Below are 20,764 nucleotides of genomic sequence, written 5' to 3'. Positions count from 1 at the left end.
ATAAGGGCGCCACCACAGCACGCGCCCTTCGTCTATCGGTTAGGACGACAGATTTTCATTCTGTAAAGAGGGGTTCGACTCCCCTAGGGCGTGCCACTTCTTCTTCCAATTCGACATTATACCTACCGCTTGCGGAACGCGTTGCACTTTCCTATTTGAGCTGAAGGCCTGCGCCCTTCGTCTATCGGTTAGGACGACAGATTCTCATTCTGTAAAGAGGGGTTCGACTCCCCTAGGGCGCACCAAAAAGAGCCGTCGACGGAAGTTTCACAAAGAACGAAATCGCCCCTGCACGTGGTGACCGACGGCTGCACGCCAACAATTCATGCAGTGACAGATCCGGCGAAGACAATCATTCCCGCCCCTTCTCCACTTTTCCACAAGCCCAGCAAAAATCTGCATAATCCGGCGAAAAATTCTCATTTTGCCGCTTGCGGTACAGAAAGGTGCTGACTATAAGGGCGCCACCACAGAGCACGCGCCCTTCGTCTATCGGTTAGGACGACAGATTTTCATTCTGTAAAGAGGGGTTCGACTCCCCTAGGGCGTGCCACTCTCCTCCATTATTTCCTTTTATTTTTATAGAATTATCTCGGTACAGTCGCTGAGCCGCGATGTGCGAATTGAGGGCGGCGTGCTGCTTGTTATGCCCGTCACTCGCCCTCGCGGAAAAGCACCCCCTCCCCGGCCGTAGCAACCTGCCTTTCTCCTGGCCAATTGCTTTTTATGCGGTCATTTGGCAGGCGCGCCGTCGCTGATGCGCAGCTGGATTCTGCGCGAGCTCTGATAATGTTCGGCGCCGAGCGAACCTGCGACATGCAGGTTGGCGCCGCGAGAGTTGAGAAGCAGATTGCCGAGGGGCGTTTCCGCAGCCCTGAAGGCGATGCCGTCGAGGCGAGCACCGTCCATGGCTTCCAGCGTCACCTTCACATGCCGCTCGCCGACCAGGCGAGAATCGCGCACACGATGCGCCGGCACGGCAAAAATTGGTTGCGAATGTCCAGAGCCATATGGGCCTGCCGTTTCCAGACGGTCGATGAGATCGATCGTTGCGCCACTTGCAGCGATAGCGCCATCGATCTTCAGCGTTTCATTGGCGACAAGGGCCGACACCGTCTTCTGTGCCTTCTCCGTGAAGAAGGCTCTCAGCAGGCCAAGCTTGCCGCGCTCAACGGTAAGACCGGCCGCCATGGCGTGACCACCGCCCTTGATGAGCAGTCCCTCATCGACCGCAGCACGAACCATCCTGCCCATGTCGAAGCCGCTGATCGAACGGCCAGATCCCGTACCTTTGCCTGATGGATCGAAGGCGATGGCGAAGGCGGGTCGTTTGAACCTCTCCTTCAGGCGCGCGGCAATGAGGCCGACAATACCAGGGTGCCATTTCTCATGCGCGGTGACGATGACGGAAGCCCCCTCGCCATCTCCATACTCGGCGAGCGCTTCGGCCTCGGCCTCCTGCAGCATGACCGCTTCCATCGCTTGCCGTTCGCGGTTGAGCTCGTCCAGCCGCTGGGCGATGGCTTCGGCCTCGACGGCATCGTCGAGCGTCAACAGGCGGCTTCCGAGCGCTGCATCACCGATTCGCCCGCCCGCATTGATGCGCGGGCCGATCAGGAAGCCGAAATGATAGGGCGTAACAGGCCCAGCCAGGCCCGCCTTGCGGAATAGTGCCGCAAGACCGGCATTGCTCTGGTGGCGCGCGGCAACCAATCCTTTGACCACATAGGCGCGGTTGAGGCCCTTGAGGGGTACGACATCGCAGACGGTCGCGAGTGCCACGATATCCAGCCATTGCAGGAGATCGATCGCGAGAATGCGCTTGTCTCCGGACTCGCGCAGCAGGCGCAGTGTTGCCACGAGCACCATGAAAACGACACCCGCCGCACAAAGATGTCCTAGCCCGGACAGATCGTCTTCGCGATTTGGATTGACGAGGGAGTGGCAGGGCGGCAGATCGTGTGTCACCTGATGGTGATCGATGACAACGACATCGATGTTGCGGTTCGCGGCAGTCGCAAGCGCCTCATGACTGGTGGAACCGCAGTCGACCGTGACGATCAGGCTAGCACCGTTATCGATCAACTGATTGATGGCCGTCGGGTTGGGGCCGTAACCTTCGAAGATGCGATCGGGAATGTAGATATGCGCCTTGACGCCGAAATGGGTCAGGAAGCGATACATGAGCGCGGAGGACGCAGCGCCATCGACGTCGTAGTCGCCGAAGATCGCGACAGGCTCACTATTCCGGATCGCAACAGCAAGACGCTTGGCTGCTTTCTCGCAGTCCGTCAGCTTGTAGGGGTCTGGCATGAGGCTGCGGATCGTCGGGTCCAGGAATTCGACGGCCTCGTCCACCGTCACGCCGCGCCCGGCTAGCACACGTGCGATCAAATCCGGCAGGCCGTGCATCTGCGACATGGCGAGCGCTCGGTTCTGCCCCGCCTGATCGAGACGTGAAACCCAGCGATTGTGGAGAACCGATTTTTCGACGCCCAGGAAGGCACGCGGTACCGGATCGACCTGATCTGCCATGCCAAACTCCGCTTTCATCATCTGCCCTTTTTACAGATGCATGGCAGATAGCAAAGCGGTGATTTCAAGCCTGTGGATTACCAGAAAATTGCCCGAATAACCAAGCCGATAACAAGCAGCTGGACGAAGAGGATCGAAAGCAGGATCAGGAGCGTGGCCCAATTCCGCCTTGGCGGCCCCTCGCATTCAAGGGCCGCTGCCGGCGTCGTCGGATCATATCTCTGTAATTCCCCCCGAGGATTCTCAAGCTCGGTGTGAGCATGATCATCCGTATGCTCAATATTCCTCAACCCACGACTCCAACAGCTCAGGGATCAATTATATCGACATCTTCATATCTGTTAATATAGACTTTGGTGAAATGCTGTGATTGCCAACAGAAAATCCGTCCGAACGACCCGGCCGGCTCAGTCGTTCCAATTGGCACAAAGGGTCAGGATTCTTCCTTGGGACGCTCGATGCGGATCACCTGTGGTTCGCCGACGAGATAGCCCTCTTCCTTGATCGCCGCGACCGCCTTGCGCACCGAATCCTCCATCGTCGCATGGGTGACGAGGATGATCGTCTGATGATGCGAGGGCGCCAGGTGCTGCTTGGAACGCTGGACGATCGATTCCAGCGAAATCTGGTTTTCGGCCATGCGGGTTGCGACGCTCGCAAAAACGCCGGTGCGGTCGAGAACGGTCAGGCGGATGAAATAACCACCCTCGTGGCTCTGGATCTGCGCCTTGCGGTAAGTCTCCAGCGACTTGGCGGGATGGCCGAGAACGGGAACGCGCTGGGCGCCCGGCTGGCTCTTGGCGATGTCGGCGATATCGCCAAGCACAGAAGAGGCCGTGGCACTACCGCCGGCACCTGGGCCGACCATCAGCAGTTCGCCGAGAATATCGGATTCGATTGCGACCGCGTTGGTGACACCATCGACCTGGGCGATGACGGAATCGACCGGTACCATGGTCGGATGCACCCGCTGTTCGATGCCGGTGTCCGTGCGCTGGGCGACGCCGAGCAGCTTGATGCGGTAGCCGAGATCGGCTGCGGCGCGAATATCCTCGATCGAGATATTGGTGATGCCCTCGAGATAGATGTCGTCAGCAGCGATCCTGTTGCCGAAGGCAAGCGTCGTCAGGATCGAGAGCTTGTGGGCGGTGTCGTTGCCTTCGATGTCAAAGGCCGGATCGGCCTCGGCATAACCGAGGCGCTGGGCTTCCTTCAGGCAATCGGCAAAGGACAGGCCCTCTTTCTCCATCTTTGTGAGGATGTAGTTGCAAGTGCCGTTCATGATGCCGTAGATGCGGGAGATCGTGTTGCCCGTCAGCGATTCACGCAGCGCCTTGATGACAGGGATGCCGCCGGCAACGGCCGCTTCGAAATTCAAGAGCGAGCCCTTTTCTTCCGCGATCGTCGCAAGCTCCACACCATGATAGGCAAGCAGCGCCTTGTTGGCAGTCACCACATGGAGACCACGAGCGAGAGCCGTGCGAACAGCGATGTTAGCAATACCTTCTGCGCCACCGATCAGCTCGACGAAAACATCGATGTCGGCCTTTTCGGCCATTTCTTCCGGGCGCTCGTACCAAGTGATGCCGGTCAGATCGATGCCACGGTCTTTCGCGCGGTTACGAGCGGAAACTGCCGTGATCGCAATCGGGCGGCCGCAGGTGACTGCAAGTTCGTTGCTCTTCTGCTTGATGATGCGAACAAGCGAGGCGCCAACGGTGCCCAAGCCCGCAATGCCGATTTTAAGGGCATCTGCCATGGATCGATCCTGAAATGTCTGGTGAGAGACAGCCGCAATTTTGCGGCTGTCTTCGAGGTTGGAATTAACGGTGGGCGTTGAGCGAGATGACGTTATGCATCGTCTCGTCGGCCGTCGACATGAACTTCTTGATATTGCGCGCAGCCTGGCGAATTCGGTGCTCGTTCTCGACGAGGGCCAGACGCACGTAGTCGTCGCCCATCTCACCGAAGCCGATGCCCGGGGCAACGGCGACATCGGCCTTCTCGACCAGGAGCTTGGAGAATTCCAGCGAGCCAAGATGCCGGAACTTTTCCGGGATTTTGGCCCAGGCAAACATGGTGGCGGCCGGGGGCGGCACTTCGAAACCGGCCTTGCTGAAGCTTTCGACCATGACATCGCGGCGACGCTTGTAGACGTTGCGGACTTCCGCGATGTCGGAGCCGTCGCCATTCAGGGCATGGGTTGCGGCAACCTGGATCGGCGTGAAGGCGCCGTAATCGAGGTAGGACTTAACACGCGTCAGCGCCGCTATCAGCCGCTCGTTGCCGACCGCAAAGCCCATGCGCCAGCCAGGCATGGAGAATGTCTTGGACATGGAAGTGAATTCAACCGTCACATCCATTGCGCCCGGAACCTGCAGAACCGACGGTGGCGGCTCACCATCGAAATAGATTTCCGAATAGGCAAGGTCCGAAAGGACGATGATGTCGTGCTTCTTCGCGAAGGCGATGACGTCCTTGTAGAAGTCGAGGGTCGCTACGAAGGCCGTCGGGTTCGACGGGTAATTCAGGATCAGCGCCAGCGGCTTCGGGATCGAATGGCGCACGGCGCGTTCGAGCGGCGGAAAGAAACTTTCATCCGGCTCGACCGACATAGAACGGATCACGCCGCCTGCCATCAGGAAGCCGAAAGCATGGATCGGGTAGGTCGGGTTCGGGCAGAGAATGACGTCGCCCGGCGCGGTGATGGCCTGCGCCATATTGGCGAAGCCTTCCTTGGAGCCGAGGGTGGCGACCACCTGCGTGTCAGGATTCAGCTTCACGCCGAATCGGCGTGCATAGTAGGCCGCCTGGGCGCGGCGCAGACCGGGAATGCCCTTGGAGGACGAATAGCGGTGGGTGCGCGGGTCCTGAACGACTTCGCAGAGCTTGTCGACGATCGCTTGGGGGGTCGGAAGGTCAGGGTTTCCCATGCCGAGATCGATGATATCGGCTCCGCCCGCTCGCGCGCTCGCTTTCAAACGGTTGACCTGTTCGAAAACGTAAGGCGGCAAACGCCGGACTTTGTGAAACTCTTCCATCTCTTTCCCCATGGAAATGCGGCCAACCTGACCGCTGTCGAAGCTCGTTCCGTCTCCCGGCATCTGCGATACGAGCTTCAGACTCGCAGCGCCGTATTCCTCTTCAGCTTAACTGCGCGGCAAATCTTTGACGGAGAAGCCGCGCACGACGCGCATTATCGGGAAAATTGCATCTTCCGATCCATCCGGAAGGCTTTGCGTCCAAATCGCCCTAAAGGCAAGGCTTATTTGGTGATTTCGGAGAGCGTTTCAGCCCCGTGCCGGGCCGCCAGTTCCCGCATCTCTGCTACGCGGCGCTGATACTCCGCTTCCGAGATCGCACCCGACTGGCGCTTGGCGCTGAGGGCCGTCAGCTGATGCTGAAGCTCAGCCGCCTGTTCGTCGCTCATCTGCACGTTGGCGGCCGTCAGTGGCGCACCGAACGACGGGTAGCCATCCCGGCTTTTGGTCAGACCGCCTTCAACGGGTTCGCCCTTGGAGGCCGGCATCACGACAGCCGTCGGCGCTGCCATGCGCTGGGCGAAGGCCTTCTTCTCCTCGGCTGTCTTGTTGCATCCGGCAAGCGCAAAGGCCATGGCCGCGGCCGCCGCGCAGATCGCTGCGGTGCGGGTGAAGGTCGCGATATGCCCAATGCCTGTCGTCGTCATGCCTAATGATCCAATCCTGCCTGCTTCGACTGTTAAATTCGTCGCAGCGACAAAGCAATAGCATGAGAGCGGGCGGGCGGAACTTGTTTTCTTCGATACAGCAGATGTACAACGAACAAACAGTGGATGCTGCCGCCGGAGGAAGTGCGTGACCGACAGCAAGCGGGAGAATGGTGCCAAGGTGGATTTCGAAGCCAAGGATCTCGACCCCTATCTTCTGAAGGATCCCGAGGCCATGGCGATGAACCTCGCCCGTGCGCTCGAAAATCTCGGCAAGGCAGCTTCGGCATGGCTTGGCCCGCGCGAGCGCGGCGAAATCTCCGACACGGTCGTCGAACCCGTCACCGATATAGTGAAGACGCTCTCCAAGGTGACTGAATACTGGATTTCAGATCCGCGCCGAACCTTCGAAGCGCAGACGCAGCTGATGGGCTCGTTCTTCGGCATCTGGATGAACTCCATGCAGAGGATGCAGGGCAGCCCGGCGGCGGCGGAACCGACCGCTCGCGTGGATAAGCGTTTCGCCGACGAAGACTGGCAGAAGAATCCCTTCTTCGAATTTTTAAAGCAGGTCTATTTCGTGACCGCCGACTGGGCCGAAAAGCTGGTGGCCGAGACCGAAGGACTCGACGAGCACACGAAACACAAAGCCGGCTTTTATGTGAAGCAGATCACCGCGGCGCTCTCACCCACCAATTTCGCGCTCACCAATCCGCAGGTCTACCGGGAAACGATTGCGACCAGTGGCGAAAACCTCGTGCGCGGCATGAAGATGCTGACCGAGGATATCATCGCCGGTCGCGGCGAACTGCGTCTTCGCCAGACCGACATGACCAAATTCGCTGTCGGCCGGGACATGGCGCTGACGCCGGGCAAGGTGATCGCCCAGAACGAAATCTGCCAGATCATCCAGTATGAGCCATCGACGGAAACCGTGCTCAAACGGCCATTGCTGATTTGTCCACCGTGGATCAACAAATTCTACATCCTCGATCTCAACCCGCAGAAATCCTTCATCAAATGGTGCGTGGACCAGGGACATACCGTCTTCGTCATCTCCTGGGTCAATCCGGATAGCCGCCATGCGCTGAAGGACTGGACGGCTTACGCAAGGGAAGGCATCGATTTCGCACTCGAAACAGTCGAGAAGGCGACTGGCGAGCAGGACGTCAACGCCATCGGCTATTGCGTCGGCGGCACGCTGCTTGCCGCAACCCTTGCCCTGCATGCCAAGGAGAAGAACAAGCGCATCAAGAGTGCGACGCTCTTCACCACCCAGGTCGACTTCACCCATGCCGGCGACCTGAAGGTCTTTGTCGACGAGGAGCAGCTTCAGGCGCTGGAAGCGCATATGCAGGAGCTCGGCTATCTCGACGGCTCGCGCATGTCGACGGCGTTCAACATGCTCAGGGCGAGCGAGCTCATCTGGCCCTACTTCGTCAACAACTACCTGAAGGGCCAGGAGCCCCTGCCCTTCGACCTGTTGTTCTGGAATGCCGATTCGACGCGGATGGCCGCAGCCAACCATGCCTTTTACCTGCGCAACTGCTATCTGCGGAATGCGCTGACAAAGGATGAGATGGTTCTGGACGGTAAGACCGTGTCGCTGAAGGACGTCAAGATCCCGATCTATAATCTCGCGACGCGCGAGGACCATATCGCACCAGCAAAGTCTGTCTTCCTCGGCAGCCAGTTCTTCGGCGGCAAGGTGCAGTTCGTCGTTGCGGGCTCCGGCCATATTGCCGGCGTCGTCAATCCGCCGGACAAGCATAAGTATCAGTTCTGGACCGGCGGACCGGCCAAGGGCGACTATGATGCATGGCTTGCCAAGGCAAAGGAGACGAAGGGTTCCTGGTGGCCGCACTGGCATGCGTGGATCGAGTCGCAGGCCGGCGAGCGTGTGGCTGCCCGCAAGGTCGGCGGAGCAGCACTCAACGCGATCGAGGAAGCTCCGGGCAGCTATGTGATGGCGCGCAGCTGATGGCAGAATTTTTATGGCCATCAGAGCAACAATCACCGAGTGATGGCACGCGATGAACAGCAAGCCTTTGAAAAATAGCTTTCCCTAAAATATTACGCATCTTTTCGCGACAATCCAAACAGAGCGCTTCGCCTGTAAACCAATTGGAAACCATAGTTCGTCATCCTTAAGAAACGGTCGCATGTCGCGGATAGGCCAAAATTTGGCCTTTTTGGGCAGCTAGCGCCTCCGGCAAAGATCAGTCAGTCAGGCTGCCGGCCTGCGTAGGGCGTTTTGGAAGACGAGTTGAGTATGGCGTTTGCGGTAGGGACGTTCAATGACGTCGCCCCTTTTGGTGGATCCCCTGTTCGTTCAGGCAGGTCTCGCGGTTTACTCACCGGCATCGCAATCGCCGGACTTTTGACCTCCACATGGCTTATAGGCGCTGTTGCAACGATGCAATCCGTGTCGATGCCGTTATCTTCGCAGAAGGAGATTTCCCCGGTTGCCGCCGCGTTAAGGGCGACACCTGCTGCCGTTACGCATGAGCGGCTCATCCACGTGAACAAGGCGTCACGCCTTGCTGCATTCGATGCCAAGCCGACAGTGCCTTTGACGGCACAGTTGATCCAGTCATATGCGGAAAGCACATCTGCTGCCTCGAATGCAAAGCTGGCTCTCTCCAAGACCAATCGCCTCGCCGTTGCCGTCGCGCAACTTCAGCCGGTCGCCCTTTCCGACAATCCGCGCTTCAGCAAGGAAGACACCATCCAGACCTCCGGGCCGGCCGTCGAAACCGCTGCCGCCGCGCCCGCCGAAGATGACGCCGACCGGATCATCATTCCGTCGAAGGAAGCAATCGCCGAGGCCGAAATGCCGGCTATGCTCGCGCTTGCCGAAGCCGGGCCGCGCGTAACACCTGTTCCAGTCGAGCCACCGCCGGCCAACCGCGCTGCCGCTCCTGCCGCCGATAGCCGGGCAGAGATCGAAGTCGCCGAAGCGGAGGATGGCGCACCGCCTTTCGATCTGGTTCTTGCGCCCGACGAGGACTCCGTACCGCTGCCGATGGCGCGGCCCGACGGCCTCGTCGGCAAGCCGGCGCCGGCCACCAAGGAGTCGCAGCGAGCTGCCGAGCCTGTGCTCGCCTATGCCAAGCCGAATTCACCGATCGAAGATGACGACGACGATGCGGTGCCGCGCTACGACAAACGGGGCTTTACACCGCGCCTGCGCGCCGGTGTCGCGATCTACGATATCGAAAACGCGACGGTCTACCTGCCGAACGGCGAGCGGCTGGAGGCTCATTCCGGCCTCGGAAAGATGCGCGACAACCCGCGTTACATTGATCAGAAGATGCGCGGACCGACGCCGCCGCACACCTATAACTTGACGATGCGCGAAGCCCTGTTCCATGGCGTGGCGGCCATTCGCCTGACGCCGGTGCAAGGTTCCGACGCGATCTTCAACCGCGTTGGTCTGCTGGCGCATACCTACATGCTTGGCAAGAACGGCGATTCCAACGGCTGCATTTCGTTCAAGGATTACAAGCGCTTCCTCGCCGCCTACAAACGCGGTGAAATCCGCCAGCTTGTCGTCGTGCCGCGGATGAACAACAAGCCGGCTTCGACGCTCGCTTCGCTGTTCTCCTCACGGACCTAAAGATTCGCCACTAGGAAATCGGCGAGCGAGCGGCTTTCCGCCGACAGGCGCAACCGCCCTTTGACAAGGGCGAGTTCCGATGCCGGCTGCGGATCGAAGCCGTCGGCGCTTCCGAGCTTCCTGTGCTCCGGCAGAACCGCATCCGACGGCAGCAGGCTGATGCCGAGGCCGGATGCGACTGCCGCCTGTACGCCCATCAAGCCTTGGCTCGTATAGGCTATGCGCCAGCGCCGTCCGCTGCGCTCGATGAAGCGGATCGCCCTTTCACGGTAGATACACCCAACCGGAAAGACGGCAAGCGGCACCGTTTCGTCCCTCCCCGAAGGCCTCATGCTCTCCACCCAGACCAATTCTTCTTTCCAACTCGCCAGACAAGCACCGTCTCCGGGTTCGCGCTTGATCAGCGCAAGATCGATCTCGCCGACCTCCAGAAGGCGGCGAAGCTCGACACTCCAGCCGCTCACCGTATCGAGCCTTATATGCGGAGAGGCGGCGGAAAAACCCGACAGGAGATCAATCAGTCTGCGGCCGGCAAAATCCTCGGGCACACCGAGCCTGACGGTTTTGGGAGCAGCAGGCTTGCGCATCACATCCATTGCCTCTTCTGCTGTCGCCAGGAGACGCCGCGCATAACTTAGGAGTACCTCGCCCTCCTCCGTCGTCTGGATGCCGCCTGTCGACTTGTCGCGCAGAAGCAGGGTGTGGCCGATGTTGGCCTCGAGCTTCTTGATCTGCTGGCTGACGGTGGACTGGGTAAGGTGAACACGCTCAGCCGCCCGCGTGAAGCCGCCGGCATCGACGACCGCTGCGAAGGTCCGGAGAAGATCGAGGTCGAAGGCGAAGCTCATTCGATTTTCCACTATCTGTAATTATCACATTTAATTTCTCAATGGCCGTGTTCTTTGTCAACATGAGGCAAATCATGGAGGTGATAGATGACCCTTTCCGGAAACCAACCAACCTGGCTGACCTTCGATTGCTACGGGACGCTGATCCAATGGGATGAGGGCCTGCTTGCCGCCATGGATGCGATATTGTCGGCCAAGGGCAAAGATATCGACCGGGCGAGCTTCATTGCCGTCTATGATCGCCATGAGCACGAACTGGAACAGCAGAAGCCGCACCGATGTTTCAAACAGGTCACGGCTCTCGCATTGCAATTGGCGATGAAGGAGTTCGGCCTGCCGTTTGACATTGCCGATGCCGATCTGCTGACCTCGTCGATCGGCCGGATGCCACCCTTCCCCGAAGTGGTCGAGACGCTCGGCAAGCTGAAAGCTGCCGGTTTCCGGCTCGCCATCATCTCCAATACGGACGACGCGATCATTGCGGGCAATGTCGCGCAGCTCGGCGGTTTCGTCGATCGGGTGATTACCGCGGAACAGGCGGAAGCCTATAAGCCGTCACCGGAGATTTTCCGGCATGCCTGGAAAACACTCGACATCGGCATGGATGATCTCGTGCATATCTGCGCCAGCCCACATCTTGACCTTGCGGCCGCGCGCGAACTCGGTTTTCGTGCGATCTGGGTGGATCGCGGCACGGGACGGAAGCCGCTCAGCGATTATCGTCCCAACGAGATCGTGCCGACGCTCGACAAGGTGCCCGGCCTATTTGCCGCCAACGGCTGGATGCGATTGACGCGATTGGAGACAAGACATGGCTCATGAACTGAACCTTGCGAAAGGACAGCCCGCGATACTGCGCAATTTGCCGCTCGATACGGACGAGATCTTGCAGGCGCGTATCGATCTGGCGGCCTGCCTGAGAATGGCCGCGCGGCTCGGGCTCGAGGAAGACATCTGCAATCACTTCTCCGCCGTCGTGCCCGGCCACCCCGATCTCTTCCTGGTCAACAGGCTCGGCTGGGCCTTTCAGGAGGCCACCGCCTCGTCTCTGCTGATCTGCGATTACGATGGCAATGTCATCGCCGGCGACGGCGTGCCGGAGGCGACCGCCTTCTTCATCCATGCCCGACTGCACAAGATGTCGCCGCGCGTGGGTGCCGCCTTCCATACGCATATGCCGAACGCGACCGCGCTCAGCATGGTCGAGGGTGATCCCTTCGTTTGGGCCGGTCAGACGTCGCTGAAATTCTATGGCCGCGTCGCGGTCGATGAAAACTATAACGGACTGGCACTCGATGAGCGCGAGGGCGACAGGATCGCAGCCGTGCTTGGCGACAAGGACATCCTGTTCATGAAGAACCATGGCGTCATGGTCTGCGCACCGAACATCGCCGAAGCCTGGGACGATCTCTATTATCTTGAGCGCGCCGCTGAAGTTCAGCTCAAGGCGATGAGCACCGGGCGGCAATTGATTGCTGTGCCGACCGATATCGCTGAACAGGCCGCAAAGCAGATGCGGGAAGGCGATCCGGAAAGTGCGCGCCTGCATCTTGAAAGCGTCAGGCGTGTTCTCGACCGGCAGGCGCCGGAATACAGGAACTAAATCCCGCCTATTTCAGCCAGGCGCCGATGCGCTCCAGAGCCTCGGCGATCTCGGCCTCCGAACCGGCATAGGACATGCGCAGGGTGCGTGGTCCTTCAACCGGGTCGAAATCGAGGCCGGGGGTGGTGGCGACATTGATCTCCGCCAGCATGCGCCGCGCGAAACCCATGCTGTCATTGGTGAAGCGCGAAACATCCACATAAGCGTAAAAGGCGCCATCCATCGGCGACGCCGGCGCAAGGCCGATCTTCGGCAACCGATCGAGCAGCAGTTCACGATTGGCGGCATAGCTTGCCTTGACGCGATCCAATTCTTCGTTGGCGTTCAGAGCAGCCGTAGCAGCGATTTGGGAGAGTTCCGGCGGCGAGATATAGAGGCTCTGGGCGACGCGCTCGATCGGGCGCACCAGCCGCTCGGGCAGTACCATCCAGCCGATACGCCAGCCGGTCATGCAGTAATATTTGGAGAAGGAATTGATGACGATTGCCTCGTCCGTCAGTTCCAGCGCGCTCGTCTCTTCGCCCGCAAAAGTGAGGCCATGATAGATCTCGTCGGAGATGAAGGCGATGTCATTGGCATCGCAATAAGCGGCAAGCGCCTTCAGGCCTTCGCGGCCGGTGACTGTGCCGGTTGGATTAGCAGGACTTGCCAGCAGCACGCCCTTCAGTTTCACGCCCTTTTCCAGCCGGATCGCTTCGAGGCTCTCGGGCGTTAGCGTGAAATGCGTGTCCGCCGTGACAGGCACTTCGACCACATGGAGGCCAAGAGCGCCAAGGATGTTGCGGTAGGCCGGGTAGCCTGGCCGGGCGATGGCGACCGCATCGCCGGCATCAAAAAGCGACAGGAAAGCGAGATTGAAGGCGGCCGACGAGCCTGTCGTGACGGCAATGCGCGCAGGATCGATCTCCAAGCCGTGGCGATTGCGATAGTGCCAGGCGAGCGCATGTTTCAGCCGTGCTGTGCCGAGCGCGTCCGTATAGCCGAGGCGCCCTTCCGCGAGCGCTGTGCGGGCCGCGTCAAGGGCTGCCCGGGGTGCGGGATGCGAGGGCTGGCCGACAGCCATGGAAATAACGGGGTGACCGCCTGCCCGCCTCTTCGTCGCTTCGGCCAGAACATCCATGGCGTGGAATGGTTCGACTTCGCTGCGTTTCGATATAGAAAACACGATCACTTCCTGCCTGGCTTTAGATAAAGGCCAGACAATTGCCGCAATAATCGGCTCATCACAATCCCGCGAGGGCTTGGATCGGAGGAAAATTCCTGTTTGATGGCGGCCCGACGCGCCGTAATTTGGTGCAGACGCATCCAAGCCCATTAACCCGGCAATGGTAATTTCGCTTCGAAAATCCATCAGCCGATGACGAGGATACCATGGCCTTCTTCTCCAAAACGCTCACCGCGCTGGCGCTTGCAGCCTCCATCGCCCTTCCGGCTCAGGCATTTGCATTCGACGATCAGCAGAAGAAGGAACTGGGTGAATTCATCAAGCAGTATCTGATCGAAAATCCGGAGATCATGCTTGAAGTGCAGGACGCGCTGCAGAAGAAGCAACAGATGGCCCAGCAGGTGAAGGCCACCATGGCTATCGAGAACAATACCGACGGCATCTTCGATTCCAAAAATGATGTGACGCTTGGCAACCCCAAAGGCGATGTCACCGTCGTCGAATTCTTCGACTATAACTGCACTTATTGCCGCCACGCCCTGCCCGACATGCAGGCGCTCCTGAAGAAGGACAAGAATGTCCGCTTTGTGCTGAAGGAGTTTCCGATTCTCGGGCCGGATTCGGTCGCGGCACATCGCGTGGCGGATGCCTTCCGCCGGCTTGCGCCGGAAAAGTACGGCGATTTCCACGTGGCGCTGCTCGGCAGCGACGGCCGCGCCTCCGAGGACACCGCAATCCAGGTCGCCTCCTCTCTCGGCGTCGGCGAAGACAAGATTCGTGCGGAGATGAAAAAGAGCCCAAACGATGACATCGTGCAGGCGACTTATCAGCTCGCCGCCAATCTCGGCATCAGCGGTACGCCATCTTATGTGATCGGAAACGAAATGGTGCCCGGCGCCGTCGGCATCGACGATCTCGAAGCCAAGGTGAAGAACATGCGGGCCTGCGGCAAGACGAGTTGCTGAACCTGCGCCCATCAAATCGCCTAAATCGAAGCGTTTCAGCCATGTGGACAAACATGGCGCGAGGTCCTCTGCCGATTCTGTAAGGGCTTTCAATAAGTCTGCGTGGAGTCTATAGGTGGCGCTCGCGCATTCCCGTGCCTTTGCTGCCAACAGCTGGGCGTCGGACGCGATGAATACATTGAACCGCGTAGCGGTCGCTTGATCCCGAGAGGATCAAGAGCCGATGCGCCAAACGGAACATTCGATGACGCAAACGATTTTTGTCCTGAACGGGCCGAACCTGAATATGCTGGGCAAGCGAGAACCTGGCATCTATGGCGGCAAGACGCTCAAGGACATCGAGGCGGACTGCAAGGCTGCAGGCCGAGAACTCGGTTTCGACATCGACTTCCGTCAAAGCAATCACGAAGGCACGCTGGTGGACTGGTTTCACGAGGCGGACGAAAAGGCCGCCGGCGTCGCCATCAATGCAGGCGCCTATACGCATACGTCGGTCGCGCTGCACGATGCGATCCGTGCCATTTCCATTCCCGTCATCGAGCTCCACATATCCAACGTGCATGCACGGGAAGAATTCCGCCACAAGTCGATGATCGCACCCGCATGCAAGGGCGTGATCTGCGGCTTCGGGCCTCACAGCTACATCCTGGCGCTGCACGCGCTGAAGAACATCACGGCATAAGAAGAAGACAGGGCAACACTCATGGCTGACAAGAAATCCGGTATCGATCAGGCACTGATCCGCGATCTCGCCAATATCCTCAAGGACACGGATCTGACCGAGATCGAAGTCGAACAGGAAGATCTGCGGATCCGCGTTTCGCGCGCAGGCACGACCCAGTATATCCAGGCGCCGATCGCAGCCCCTGCCTATGCGGCACCGGCCCCCGCCGCAGCAGCCCCCGTCGCGGCAGCAACTGCCCCGGCTGCCGTTGCAGGCCGCAACCCGGCAAATACGGTCAACGCGCCGATGGTCGGCACGGCCTACATGGCGCCGGCACCGGGCGCACGCGCCTTCATCGAAATCGGTACGACAGTCAAGGAAGGCCAGACGCTCCTCATCATCGAAGCGATGAAGACGATGAACCAGATCCCCTCGCCGAAGTCCGGCAAGGTCACGGAAATCCTTGTCGAAGACGGGTCGCCCGTCGAATATGGTCAGGCGCTCGTCGTCATCGAATAAGGCTTTGCCAATGATCTCCAAGATCCTCATAGCCAATCGCGGCGAGATCGCCCTTCGCGTGCTGCGCGCCTGCAAGGAACTCGGCATCGCAAGTGTGGCCGTGCATTCGACGGCGGATGCCGACGCCATGCATGTGCGCCTCGCTGATGAGAGTGTGTGTATCGGCCCGCCACCGTCGCGCGAAAGCTATCTTAACATCCACCAGATCGTCGCTGCCTGCGAGATCACAGGGGCTGATGCCGTGCATCCGGGCTATGGCTTCCTGTCGGAAAACGCCAAGTTCGCCGATATTCTCGAAGCGCACGGCATTACCTTCATCGGCCCTACGGCGGAACATATCCGCATCATGGGCGACAAGATCACCGCCAAGACGACGGCGCAGGAACTCGGCATTCCCGTCGTTCCCGGCTCCGACGGCGAAGTGAAGACCGAAGAGGACGCACTGAAGACGGCTGCCTATATCGGCTATCCGGTGCTGATCAAGGCAACGGCCGGCGGCGGCGGACGCGGCATGAAGGTCGCCAAGACCGAAGCCGATCTGATCGAAGCCTGGTCAACGGCCCGCACCGAGGCCGCCGCCGCCTTCGGCAACGACGCCGTCTATATGGAAAAGTACCTCGAAAAGCCGCGCCACATCGAAATCCAGGTATTCGGTGATGGCGAGGGAAACGCGATCCATCTCGGCGAACGCGACTGCTCGCTTCAGCGTCGTCACCAGAAGGTCTGGGAAGAAGCCAATTCTCCGGCGCTCAACGTCGAACAGCGCATGAAGATCGGCCAGATTTGCGCCGACGCGATGAAGAAGCTGAAATATCACGGCGCCGGAACGATCGAGTTCTTATACGAAAATGGCGAGTTCTATTTCATCGAAATGAACACTCGCCTGCAGGTGGAGCATCCGGTCACCGAAGCCATCACCGGCATCGACCTCGTGCACGAACAGATCCGCGTTGCCTCCGGCGGCGGTCTCTCGGTCACGCAGGATGAAGTGCACTTCCAGGGCCATGCCATCGAATGCCGCATCAATGCCGAGGACGCACGCACCTTCGTACCGTCACCCGGCACGATTACGCATTTCCATGCACCGGGCGGTCTTGGCGTACGTATCGATTCCGGCGCCTATCAGGGCTATAGGATCCCGCCTTATTACGACAGCCTCATCGGCAAGCTGATCGTTCACGGCCGTACGCGCGTCGAATGCATGATGCGCCTGCGCCGTGCGCTCGATGAATTTGTCGTTGACGGCATCAAGACAACGCTGCCACTGTTCCAGGATCTCGTTTCCAACCAGGATATCGCCAATGGCGATTATGATATCCATTGGCTGGAAAAGTATCTCGCCAACAGCAAGCCGGCAACATAGGACAGAATGGCAGGAGCGCGCAGGAAATCACCAGGTATTACCCCGGAGATCCTCCTGCGCGCCTATTCGATCGGCCTCTTCCCCATGGCCGAATCCGCCGACGATCCGGAAATTTTCTGGGTCGAACCCGATGTCCGCGGCGTCCTGCCGCTCGACGATCGTTTCCACGTTTCCAAAAGTCTTCGAAAGACAATTCGGCAAAAGCCCTTCGAGATCCGCTTCAACAGCGCTTTCGATGCCGTCATGACCGCTTGCGCGCAGGAGACGGCTGATCGTCCGAGTACCTGGATCAATGAGACGATTCGAACGCTCTACTCCGCCCTGCACCGCATGGGCCATGCCCATTCTGTCGAGGCCTGGGATGGCAATGAACTCGTCGGCGGCCTCTATGGTGTTTCTCTCGGCTCCGCCTTCTTTGGGGAAAGTATGTTCTCGCGACGCACCGATGCTTCGAAAATCTGTCTCGTCCATCTCGTCGAGCATCTGAGGCGGCAGCACTTCACCTTGCTCGACACGCAATTCACGACAGAGCATCTCAAAACATTCGGGGCGCTCGACGTGCCGAAAGCGGACTACGCGCTGATGCTTGCCGCGGCGATGGAATCGCCCCACCTTAAGTTTTAAGGTTGAATTTTTCATCTCAGCGTTGATTTTTCGGCCAACCGGTTTAAGGTCGGGCTGCAACGGAGGGTGAAATCTTGAAGCGATATTTTGCGGCAGCGATCCTGCTCGCCATGGCTGCCGGAGCAGCCGATGCCCGCCCCTATCAGGACATGTTTCCGACCAGAACGGATTTCTCCGAGCAAGAAAAGCCGGTTCTGCAGAAGCTCGACTTCCAGCAAGGGGCGATCAGGCTGCCGGCTGCGAAGGCTACGCTGAATGTACCGGAGGGGTTCTACTATCTCAGCCCCGAAGATACGAAGACCGTGCTCGTCGATATCTGGGGCAACCCTCCGGGCGCGGCGGCTGACGCGTTGGGCATGTTATTTCCTGCACAATATTCCCCGACCGATGTCGGGTCATGGGGTTCGGTCGTCGAATTCAGCGCGGATGGCTATGTATCGGATGCCGACGCAGCGACGATCGACTACGATGAACTGCTGCAGAACATCAAGGACTCCATTTCGGAGAGCAATACCGAGCGACAGAAGCAGGGCTTTCCGACGGTGACACTCGTCGGCTGGGCCTCTGCCCCGCATTACGACCAATCCGCACACGCCCTGCACTGGGCACGCGATTTGGTGTTCAACGAGAATGGAAACACGCAGCATACACTGAACTATTCCGTGCGCACGCTGGGCCGTGAGGGTGTCTTTCAGTTCGACTTCGTTGCCGGTCTCGAACAGTTGAAGGAAATCGAGACCGCCGTCCCGACCGTGACCAAGCTCGTCCAGTTCGACAAGGGAATGGCCTATAGCGATCACGTGGATGGCGACAAGATCGCTGCCTACGGGATGGCAGGCATGATCGCTGCAGGCGCTGGAGCCAAGGTTGCCGCGAAGATCGGGCTGCTGGCAATCGCCGCTGCCTTCCTCAAGAAGGCCTGGATCCTTGTCTTTGTGGTATTTGGCGGGGCGGTCGGTTTCGTGAAGAAGCTCTTCACCGGCAACAAAACGCCCAGCGCATAGTGACCAGCATCAGCAGACGTGTCACATCAAACGGATTGTATGCGGCACGCACCCGGCGCCAACGTCATCTTGCTGTAGATAGTTATTTGCAGCTGAAAGTCCGGTCGATCAGGCGCGTGTCCTTACTTGGCGCCGGCGCTGTCCGGAGGCGGGACGTCCGAATTCTGCTTGCAGTCCTTGAGCCAGACGTCGTAGATCGGATGCTCCACGGCGTTTAGGCCGGGGCTGTCGGCAAACATCCAGCCGGTGAAGATGCGGCGGATCTTGCGGTCCAGTGTGATCTCGTCGACTTCGACGAAACCATCGATCTTCTGGGCTTCCGCCTGATCGCGCGAATAACAGGCCTTCGGCGTCACCTGCAGGGCGCCGAACTGGACCGTTTCGTTGACATAAACATCGAAAGTGGTGATGCGGCCGGTGATCTTGTCGAGGCCAGAGAAGACGGCGACCGGATTGTCGATGCGAGCAGCCTGTGCCTGATTGGAAAGAAGCCCGGCGGACAGCGCCAATAGCGATACAGCTCCCGCAGCCGGCAGGACCGTGTTTCGCAGGGAAAGCTTCATATCTACCCGTCTCCAGCACATATCAGGTTCATGGCCGCAGCGATTGCGGCCAACCTGCGGGTAAAGGTCAATTGTGGCCAAAGCGCGAGGCAGGACCCGCCGTCGGATGCTCGACGCTCAGTTGCCAGGTGTCCATGCGTCGTAGTCGCCGGTCACGCGCGGACGTTCGCCAGCAGCCGAGAGCGAACCCGGCGGACGGTAGGCCTGCGGCGAACCCGTGGGGTTGGCGCGGTGCGGCTTCTGCCATTCCTTGGCGACGTAGTTTTCCTTGGACGGCGGAACGTCGGTCCGGTGGTGCATCCAGCCGTGCCAGCCCGGAGGAATGGCGGACGCTTCGGCGTAACCCTTGTAGATCACCCAGCGCTTCGGCAGGCCGTAGGAGGAAAGACCGCCTTCGTAATAGACATTGCCGAACTCGTCTTCACCAACACGTTTGAAGCCGCGAAGGGCGAACAGCGTGCCGAAAGTGTAATTGTTCCACCAGGTGAAGGTGTGCAGCAGGAACTTGATCATGTCTTTTCCTCGTGGCCGCAGGACGCGGACGAAAGCAGATAGGCTTTTCGCTTATGCCGCCGCCGAGCCGAATTGTCCAGTGATTCCCGCCGAAACTGCGGTCATTTCAGAGCCATCTTGAAACCGATATGCGACGGCTCGAAGCCCAGTCTTTCGTAGAAACGATGGGCATCCTTGCGTGCCGCATTCGACGTCAGTTGGACGAGCCGTACGCCGCGACCTTTCGCCTCGGCGATGGCAAATTCGATCATCCGCGCGCCGATGCCCTGCCCGCGCATATCGGCGCGCGTCTGCACCGCCTCGATGATCATGGCGGATGAGCCGCGTGCATTGAGCGAGGTGGTGATCATCATCTGAAAGGTGCCGACGACATCGCCTTCCCGTTCGGCGACATAAAGCGTCTGGTGGGACGAGGCGGCGATCGTCGTAAAGGCACTGATATAATCCGGATAGGCCTCGGGGTCATTTGTATCCCCATGTCCGCCGAGCGGATCGGCAGCAAACATAGCGATCAAAGCCGGCAGATCCGCTTCACGTGCTTCGCGGATGATAATCTCGCCGGATGCCATGTCAGTGAAGCTCGAGCATTTTCTCAAAAACCAGCGTCGGAATGCCGGGCTGGCCAGGACCACTGTTCTCATTGCGGCCGGCTTCGACGAAACCGAGCCGTGTATAGAAATGGATAGCTTCGTGGTTCTGAACCTCGACTTCCAGCCGCATGATCTCGGCATCCGGAAAGCAGGTTTCGAGTTCGGCGAAGAGATCGCGGCCGATTCCCTGGCGCTGCAGGTCCGGCTTTACATAGAGAAGGTGCAGCATGACGGTCTTCGTCATCTCGGATGACATGGCTGCATAGCCCATGCCGCCGATGTCCCGGCCGTCATCGGCGACCAAGAATTCGGCATTCTTCTTCGTCAGCCACGCCTTCAGCGCAGCCGGCGAAAAGAGATGAGCAATCAGTTCGTTGACCTTCGCAATGCCATGGCTTGCATCATATGCCGCATGGAAACTCTCGATCAGGAGGGCGCGGACCTTCTCCAGATCGCGCTCGCTAGCGGTGCGGACGAAATAAACCAAGGCCTTCTCCTTGC

20 protein-coding genes and 3 tRNA genes are annotated in these 20,764 nt (G+C 59.3%); 13 read left to right on the top strand and 10 right to left on the bottom strand.

Annotated elements, in window-relative coordinates:
• Nucleotides 1-21: 21 nt before the first annotated feature.
• The 3 genes from JNB85_RS13520 (at nucleotide 22) to JNB85_RS13510 (ending at nucleotide 553) form a co-directional block, all read left to right on the top strand.
• Nucleotides 22-96 (top strand) — tRNA-Glu (locus tag JNB85_RS13520).
• Nucleotides 97-170: 74 nt separating this feature from the next.
• A tRNA-Glu gene (locus JNB85_RS13515) sits at nucleotides 171-245 on the top strand.
• Between the two features lie 233 nt (nucleotides 246-478).
• A tRNA-Glu gene (locus JNB85_RS13510) sits at nucleotides 479-553 on the top strand.
• Between the two features lie 179 nt (nucleotides 554-732).
• On the opposite strand, the gene recJ is transcribed toward JNB85_RS13510, so the two are convergent.
• The 4 genes from recJ to JNB85_RS13490 form a co-directional block, all read right to left on the bottom strand.
• Nucleotides 733-2,535 carry a single-stranded-DNA-specific exonuclease RecJ gene (gene recJ, locus JNB85_RS13505; RefSeq protein WP_220334797.1) on the bottom strand — a complete coding sequence of 601 codons (1,803 nt, stop codon included), beginning with the start codon at nucleotides 2,533-2,535 and terminating at the stop codon, nucleotides 733-735.
• A gap of 433 nt (nucleotides 2,536-2,968) precedes the next feature.
• Complete coding sequence (locus tag JNB85_RS13500) at nucleotides 2,969-4,294, bottom strand: homoserine dehydrogenase (RefSeq protein ID WP_220334796.1); 1,326 nt, start codon at nucleotides 4,292-4,294, stop codon at nucleotides 2,969-2,971.
• Between the two features lie 64 nt (nucleotides 4,295-4,358).
• Nucleotides 4,359-5,576: an LL-diaminopimelate aminotransferase gene (locus JNB85_RS13495; RefSeq protein WP_220334795.1), complete on the bottom strand. Its 1,218-nt coding sequence runs from the start codon at nucleotides 5,574-5,576 to the stop codon at nucleotides 4,359-4,361.
• A 224-nt stretch (nucleotides 5,577-5,800) separates the two neighbouring features.
• Nucleotides 5,801-6,223 (bottom strand): hypothetical protein, encoded by a 423-nt coding sequence (locus tag JNB85_RS13490; RefSeq protein ID WP_220334794.1) that lies wholly within the window; start codon nucleotides 6,221-6,223, stop codon nucleotides 5,801-5,803.
• Between the two features lie 148 nt (nucleotides 6,224-6,371).
• On the opposite strand from JNB85_RS13490, the gene JNB85_RS13485 reads away from it, so the two are divergent.
• Nucleotides 6,372-8,204, top strand: coding sequence for a PHA/PHB synthase family protein (locus tag JNB85_RS13485; protein WP_220334793.1), 1,833 nt, complete (start codon nucleotides 6,372-6,374; stop codon nucleotides 8,202-8,204).
• Nucleotides 8,205-8,495: 291 nt separating this feature from the next.
• The gene (locus JNB85_RS13480) at nucleotides 8,496-9,842 is read left to right on the top strand and encodes a DUF2778 domain-containing protein (protein ID WP_220334792.1); all 1,347 of its coding nucleotides are present in this window, start codon (nucleotides 8,496-8,498) and stop codon (nucleotides 9,840-9,842) included.
• Here the strand turns inward: JNB85_RS13480 and JNB85_RS13475 are convergent.
• The gene (locus tag JNB85_RS13475; protein ID WP_220334791.1) at nucleotides 9,839-10,690 is read right to left on the bottom strand and encodes a LysR family transcriptional regulator; all 852 of its coding nucleotides are present in this window, start codon (nucleotides 10,688-10,690) and stop codon (nucleotides 9,839-9,841) included. The two genes, JNB85_RS13480 and JNB85_RS13475, sit on opposite strands and share 4 nt — an antisense overlap.
• 87 nt (nucleotides 10,691-10,777) lie before the next feature.
• Here JNB85_RS13475 and JNB85_RS13470 point away from each other — a divergent pair, with 87 nt between their 5' ends.
• Entirely contained in the window at nucleotides 10,778-11,512 is a 735-nt protein-coding gene (locus tag JNB85_RS13470; RefSeq protein WP_220334790.1) for a haloacid dehalogenase type II, read from the top strand.
• Complete coding sequence (locus tag JNB85_RS13465) at nucleotides 11,502-12,293, top strand: aldolase (protein WP_220334789.1); 792 nt, start codon at nucleotides 11,502-11,504, stop codon at nucleotides 12,291-12,293. The genes JNB85_RS13470 and JNB85_RS13465 overlap by 11 nt, the downstream gene beginning before the upstream one ends.
• A gap of 7 nt (nucleotides 12,294-12,300) precedes the next feature.
• Here the strand turns inward: JNB85_RS13465 and JNB85_RS13460 are convergent, their stop codons facing one another.
• The gene (locus JNB85_RS13460; protein WP_220334788.1) at nucleotides 12,301-13,458 is read right to left on the bottom strand and encodes a pyridoxal phosphate-dependent aminotransferase; all 1,158 of its coding nucleotides are present in this window, start codon (nucleotides 13,456-13,458) and stop codon (nucleotides 12,301-12,303) included.
• Nucleotides 13,459-13,664: 206 nt separating this feature from the next.
• Here JNB85_RS13460 and JNB85_RS13455 point away from each other — a divergent pair, with 206 nt between their 5' ends.
• From JNB85_RS13455 to JNB85_RS13430, 6 genes are all read left to right on the top strand, one after another.
• A complete protein-coding gene (locus JNB85_RS13455) occupies nucleotides 13,665-14,423 on the top strand; it encodes a DsbA family protein (protein WP_183743542.1) in 759 nt (252 codons plus the stop codon).
• Between the two features lie 244 nt (nucleotides 14,424-14,667).
• On the top strand, nucleotides 14,668-15,105 hold the full coding sequence (gene aroQ, locus JNB85_RS13450) for a type II 3-dehydroquinate dehydratase (RefSeq protein WP_088394296.1): 438 nt from the start codon (nucleotides 14,668-14,670) through the stop codon (nucleotides 15,103-15,105).
• 21 nt (nucleotides 15,106-15,126) lie between these two features.
• Complete coding sequence (accB, locus tag JNB85_RS13445; protein ID WP_220334787.1) at nucleotides 15,127-15,606, top strand: acetyl-CoA carboxylase biotin carboxyl carrier protein; 480 nt, start codon at nucleotides 15,127-15,129, stop codon at nucleotides 15,604-15,606.
• 10 nt (nucleotides 15,607-15,616) lie between these two features.
• Entirely contained in the window at nucleotides 15,617-16,969 is a 1,353-nt protein-coding gene (gene accC / locus JNB85_RS13440) for an acetyl-CoA carboxylase biotin carboxylase subunit (RefSeq protein WP_220334786.1), read from the top strand.
• A gap of 6 nt (nucleotides 16,970-16,975) precedes the next feature.
• On the top strand, nucleotides 16,976-17,593 hold the full coding sequence (gene aat / locus JNB85_RS13435; RefSeq protein WP_220334785.1) for a leucyl/phenylalanyl-tRNA--protein transferase: 618 nt from the start codon (nucleotides 16,976-16,978) through the stop codon (nucleotides 17,591-17,593).
• A gap of 74 nt (nucleotides 17,594-17,667) precedes the next feature.
• Nucleotides 17,668-18,597: a DUF2167 domain-containing protein gene (locus JNB85_RS13430; RefSeq protein ID WP_220334784.1), complete on the top strand. Its 930-nt coding sequence runs from the start codon at nucleotides 17,668-17,670 to the stop codon at nucleotides 18,595-18,597.
• Nucleotides 18,598-18,719: 122 nt separating this feature from the next.
• On the opposite strand, the gene JNB85_RS13425 is transcribed toward JNB85_RS13430, so the two are convergent.
• The 4 genes from JNB85_RS13425 to JNB85_RS13410 form a co-directional block, all read right to left on the bottom strand.
• Complete coding sequence (locus JNB85_RS13425; protein ID WP_220334783.1) at nucleotides 18,720-19,160, bottom strand: DUF2155 domain-containing protein; 441 nt, start codon at nucleotides 19,158-19,160, stop codon at nucleotides 18,720-18,722.
• Nucleotides 19,161-19,277: 117 nt separating this feature from the next.
• Nucleotides 19,278-19,673 (bottom strand): NADH:ubiquinone oxidoreductase subunit NDUFA12, encoded by a 396-nt coding sequence (locus tag JNB85_RS13420; RefSeq protein ID WP_220334782.1) that lies wholly within the window; start codon nucleotides 19,671-19,673, stop codon nucleotides 19,278-19,280.
• Nucleotides 19,674-19,774: 101 nt separating this feature from the next.
• Nucleotides 19,775-20,242, bottom strand: coding sequence for a GNAT family N-acetyltransferase (locus JNB85_RS13415; protein ID WP_220334781.1), 468 nt, complete (start codon nucleotides 20,240-20,242; stop codon nucleotides 19,775-19,777).
• Nucleotide 20,243: 1 nt separating this feature from the next.
• Nucleotides 20,244-20,750, bottom strand: a complete 507-nt coding sequence (locus JNB85_RS13410) for a GNAT family N-acetyltransferase (protein ID WP_220334780.1) — start codon at nucleotides 20,748-20,750, stop codon at nucleotides 20,244-20,246.
• Between the last annotated feature and the right edge of the window lie 14 nt (nucleotides 20,751-20,764).

The sequence above is a fragment of the Rhizobium mesosinicum genome, from assembly GCF_019511345.1.
GTDB lineage: Bacteria > Pseudomonadota > Alphaproteobacteria > Rhizobiales > Rhizobiaceae > Rhizobium > Rhizobium mesosinicum.
The sequence above is the reverse complement of the archived record's forward strand: the minus strand, read 5'-3'. Positions and strand labels throughout refer to the sequence as shown.

Bases quoted from the DNA above. Each gene is read 5' to 3' on its own strand.
- JNB85_RS13425 (WP_220334783.1), bottom strand. From the start codon at position 19,160: ATGAAGCTTTCCCTGCGAAACACGGTCCTGCCGGCTGCGGGAGCTGTA.
- JNB85_RS13455 (WP_183743542.1), top strand. From the start codon at position 13,665: ATGGCCTTCTTCTCCAAAACGCTCACCGCGCTGGCGCTTGCAGCCTCC.
- JNB85_RS13480 (WP_220334792.1), top strand. From the start codon at position 8,496: ATGGCGTTTGCGGTAGGGACGTTCAATGACGTCGCCCCTTTTGGTGGA.
- JNB85_RS13420 (WP_220334782.1), bottom strand. From the start codon at position 19,673: ATGATCAAGTTCCTGCTGCACACCTTCACCTGGTGGAACAATTACACT.
- accC (WP_220334786.1), top strand. From the start codon at position 15,617: ATGATCTCCAAGATCCTCATAGCCAATCGCGGCGAGATCGCCCTTCGC.
- JNB85_RS13495 (WP_220334795.1), bottom strand. From the start codon at position 5,576: ATGGAAGAGTTTCACAAAGTCCGGCGTTTGCCGCCTTACGTTTTCGAA.
- JNB85_RS13500 (WP_220334796.1), bottom strand. From the start codon at position 4,294: ATGGCAGATGCCCTTAAAATCGGCATTGCGGGCTTGGGCACCGTTGGC.
- accB (WP_220334787.1), top strand. From the start codon at position 15,127: ATGGCTGACAAGAAATCCGGTATCGATCAGGCACTGATCCGCGATCTC.
- JNB85_RS13475 (WP_220334791.1), bottom strand. From the start codon at position 10,690: ATGAGCTTCGCCTTCGACCTCGATCTTCTCCGGACCTTCGCAGCGGTC.
- JNB85_RS13415 (WP_220334781.1), bottom strand. From the start codon at position 20,242: ATGGCATCCGGCGAGATTATCATCCGCGAAGCACGTGAAGCGGATCTG.
- JNB85_RS13490 (WP_220334794.1), bottom strand. From the start codon at position 6,223: ATGACGACGACAGGCATTGGGCATATCGCGACCTTCACCCGCACCGCA.
- JNB85_RS13465 (WP_220334789.1), top strand. From the start codon at position 11,502: ATGGCTCATGAACTGAACCTTGCGAAAGGACAGCCCGCGATACTGCGC.
- aat (WP_220334785.1), top strand. From the start codon at position 16,976: ATGGCAGGAGCGCGCAGGAAATCACCAGGTATTACCCCGGAGATCCTC.
- recJ (WP_220334797.1), bottom strand. From the start codon at position 2,535: ATGGCAGATCAGGTCGATCCGGTACCGCGTGCCTTCCTGGGCGTCGAA.
- JNB85_RS13470 (WP_220334790.1), top strand. From the start codon at position 10,778: ATGACCCTTTCCGGAAACCAACCAACCTGGCTGACCTTCGATTGCTAC.
- aroQ (WP_088394296.1), top strand. From the start codon at position 14,668: ATGACGCAAACGATTTTTGTCCTGAACGGGCCGAACCTGAATATGCTG.